The organism is Falsiphaeobacter marinintestinus (assembly GCF_007923355.1).
In the GTDB taxonomy this organism is placed as follows: domain Bacteria; phylum Pseudomonadota; class Alphaproteobacteria; order Rhodobacterales; family Rhodobacteraceae; genus Phaeobacter_A; species Phaeobacter_A marinintestinus.
Genome location: NZ_VOGO01000034.1, coordinates 1 through 3,503, shown reverse-complemented (window position 1 = coordinate 3,503; position 3,503 = coordinate 1). Strand labels below are relative to the sequence as shown.

The following is a 3,503-nucleotide window of genomic DNA, read 5'->3' as shown; positions in this document are numbered from 1 at the left end:
AGAGGCCATCATCCCGATGGATCAACGGCCAATCATGCACTAACTTTTAAAATGGACCACTCAAGTGGGGCTGCTCAGCAGCCTGATCTGACTTGTCCAAGTTGATTGTTAGTGCGTCGTTGGCGTGCATTCGATCGGGATGATGGTTTCAGGCGCTAGCGGTTGATAGCCCAGAGCACTGTCGGGGAGTTTGGTGTAGTAGTTGTCCGTCGTCAGGAGTTTTGGAACAGAGACCAACTCGCCGAGATCGCGGTCAGCGGTGATGTGTTCAAGCTCATACTTGCAGCAATCCATCACCGGTTTCGGTATGAGTTCATCAGTGGCTGCAACTGAGCGAAAACGGCTCGATTGGTCTGTCCATGCGGATGTTGATCAGCCTAAGTCCGGATCACCCCGCCATCGAGACCATTAATCGCGATCAGGTCGTGCGTCGGATGCCGGAGTCACGGCACAGCGCGTCCAAAAGGCTTGATCGGGGCGCAAAACAACGACACCATGCCGGAGAAGATATTCCATTTGGTAATGTCGGTATGAAGTGCATGTTTAGCTTTTTACCGATGATGTGAATTACCATATCGAAATACAATTTTTTCCGGGAGCTCCATTCATGGCGAATTTCATTGTAACAACAAGGGAAGATGCGGTGGCAGACGATGGTGTCACCAGCCTGCGCGAGGCGATTGCGCTTGCCGAGGCATCGGCGGGTGCGGATACGATCACTTTCGATGCGGCGCTTTCGGGGCATACGATCACGCTTGGCGGCAGCGAACTTGTTCTCACCAGCGATGTGACCATCGACGGCGATGTTGACGGCGACGATATGGCGGACATCACGGTTTCAGGCGGCAATTTCCTGACTGCCGCCTCGCGGGTGTTCATGATTGAAAGCGGCACATCGACACTGGACGCGTTGACGATCACCCATGGCAATTCCGGGCTCTATGACGGTGGCGGGATTTACATAAACAGCAACGCGACTGTTGAAGTTACCAATAGCACAATAAGCGGTAACAGAGCGGGAGCAGGAACCGGGACTCATTTGACCTTTGGCAAAGGTGGCGGAATATACAATGCAGGCACTGCGACAATCACCAATAGCACCATTGGCGACAATCGTTCGATTGTCAGCGGCGGCGGGATTTACAATTCTGGCACTCTGACACTGGACGAAAGCACGGTGAGCGGCAATTTTGTCGGCTATTCTTCGTACTATTTCCAAACCAAAATCGGTAGCGGTGGCGGGATTTTCAATTCCGGTACCGGGGTCGCAACGATCACCGACAGTACGCTGTCTGGCAACGAGGCCACGATTGGCGGCGGCGGAATTGAAAACCATGGTACTGCGACGCTGACCAACAGCACACTCAGTGACAATGAGGCAGATTCTGGCGGCGGGGTCTCCAATCTGGGCACTGCCACACTGAGCAGCAGCACCCTGAGCGGCAATGATGCGCAATTTGGCGGCGGCGGGATATACAACCAGGGCACTACGACGCTGACCAACAGCACGGTCAGCGGAAACAATTCGGGGGCGGGCGGCGGGCTGTCCAACCCGGGCTCGATGACACTGAGCAACAGCATTGTTTTGGGCAACAGTGCCACCCGTGGGGCTGACGAGATCAGCACTGCTGGCACGCTGATTGTTAACAACTCGCTCACCGGAGAGGATGGCGAAACCGCAGCAGATGTGTTTGCGGCGTTAGATACCTCGGGCGGCGGGCTGTTGGCCGACAATGGCGGGTCGGGTCTGACCATTGCGTTGAACACCGGGGGGGCGAACCCTGCACTTGATGCTGGGGATGATGCGACGGCTCCGGTAACGGATGCAGCAGGGTCAGCGCGGGTGAACCTGCCGGTCAGTAACAATGGGCCCAATATCAGCGATCTTGGGGCGCTTGAGATGGTAGAAGATCTGGCTCCCGAGGCGGACAGCCTGATTGTCACCACGGCGGAAGACGTCGTTGATGCATTTGACGGCAAAACCTCGCTGCGCGAGGCCCTGGCTTTTGCCAATTCCGACGCTGATGCCAGTACCATCACGTTCAATGGCTCTTTGTCAGGACAGACAATCACGCTGGCAGGCAGCGAACTTGTCTTGTCCAGCGATGTCACAATTGACGGTGATATTGATGGAGACGATACGGCCGATGTTACGATATCCGGTAATGACGCCTCGCGGGTGTTCAGGGTTGAAAGCAGCATGGCGTCGCTGAACTCTTTGAGAGTCTCAGACGGCTATTCTGAGTCCTTTACCGTGGGCGGCGGTATTTACGTTCAAGCTGGAGCGACCCTCAACCTGACCAATAGCGTTCTAAGCGGCAATTATGCACGCAACGACGGGGGTGCAATTGCCAATGCGGGCACCACTACTGTGTCTGACACGACCTTAAGCGGGAACTCAGCGTGGTATGGGGCTGGTGCAATACTGAACTCTTCTGATGCGACTCTCAATTTGATCAACAGCGTGATTGACGGCAACAGTTCTTACTGGTCCGGCGGCGGTATGATCAACGCTGGAACCGCAATCGTGTCCAACAGCACAGTCAGCAACAATTCGGCGCTTTCCAACGGAGGAATGTTGAACAGTGGTGAATTGACATTGTCCAACAGTACGATCAGCGGTAACCGCGCTTTCTTTAGCGATTACCTTTATGCTGGTGGAAACGGCGCCGGCTTAAGTAATAGTGGTTCTGCGACGTTGGAGAACACGACAATCAGCGGGAATATTGCCGACGTGGGCGGCGGCGGAATCCGAAACTTGAGCGCGGGCAACTTAACACTTTTGAACAGCATCGTTCTGGGGAACTCTGCGCCGACAGATGCAGAGCTTTCTGTATCCGGCACATTAACGGCGACCAACTCGCTCATCGGCGCGGACGGCGAAACAGCAGCGGACGTGTTCGCAGAACTGGATGCGTCTGGCGGCGGGCTGCTGGCCGACAATGGCGGGCCGGTTCAGACCATCGCGCTAAAGGCAGGCTCACTGAACCCGGCGCTGGATGCCGGCAATGACGCCACAGTCCCGGCAACGGATGCGCGCGGCACCTTGCGGGCCGACATCCTGAATGTGGTCAACAACGGTCTGAACATCAGCGACCTTGGCGCTTTCGAACTGGTAACCACCCAATCCGGAAGCAATGGCCCGGATATCATAACGGGCACCGATCTGGGTGAGATCCTATCCGGCAACGGCGGCAATGATATCATCCATGGGCTTGGCGGCCGCGATATCATCTCGGGCGATTTCGGCAACGACCAGCTGTTTGGAGGCAACGGGAGTGACGTCATTCTTGGCGGGTCCGGAGCCGACCAGATCGAAGGAGGCCTTCAGGATGACGACCTTCAGGGCGGAGCAGGAAACGACACGCTTCTGGGCGGAAACGGGAATGATCAGCTGAGCGGTGGCGATGGCAACGACCGGATAAACGGAGGCCTTGGCGCAGATCTTCTGTATGGCGGGGCGGACAACGACACGTTCATCTATCAGTCTTCCGACGACAGCC

At 56.1% G+C, this 3,503-nt stretch carries 2 protein-coding genes; one reads left to right on the top strand and one right to left on the bottom strand.

Annotated features, from left to right (window positions below; all coding sequences use genetic code 11):
• Nucleotides 1-108: 108 nt before the first annotated feature.
• Complete coding sequence (locus FOY56_RS23215) at nucleotides 109-294, bottom strand: hypothetical protein (RefSeq protein ID WP_146348524.1); 186 nt, start codon at nucleotides 292-294, stop codon at nucleotides 109-111.
• Between the two features lie 313 nt (nucleotides 295-607).
• On the opposite strand from FOY56_RS23215, the gene FOY56_RS23210 reads away from it, so the two are divergent.
• On the top strand, nucleotides 608-3,503 hold a 2,896-nt coding region (locus FOY56_RS23210), incomplete at its 3' end, for a beta strand repeat-containing protein (protein WP_281288850.1).

Excerpts from the sequence above, each read along its gene's own strand:
- FOY56_RS23215 (WP_146348524.1), bottom strand. The coding sequence starts at position 294 with ATGGATTGCTGCAAGTATGAGCTTGAACACATCACCGCTGACCGCGAT.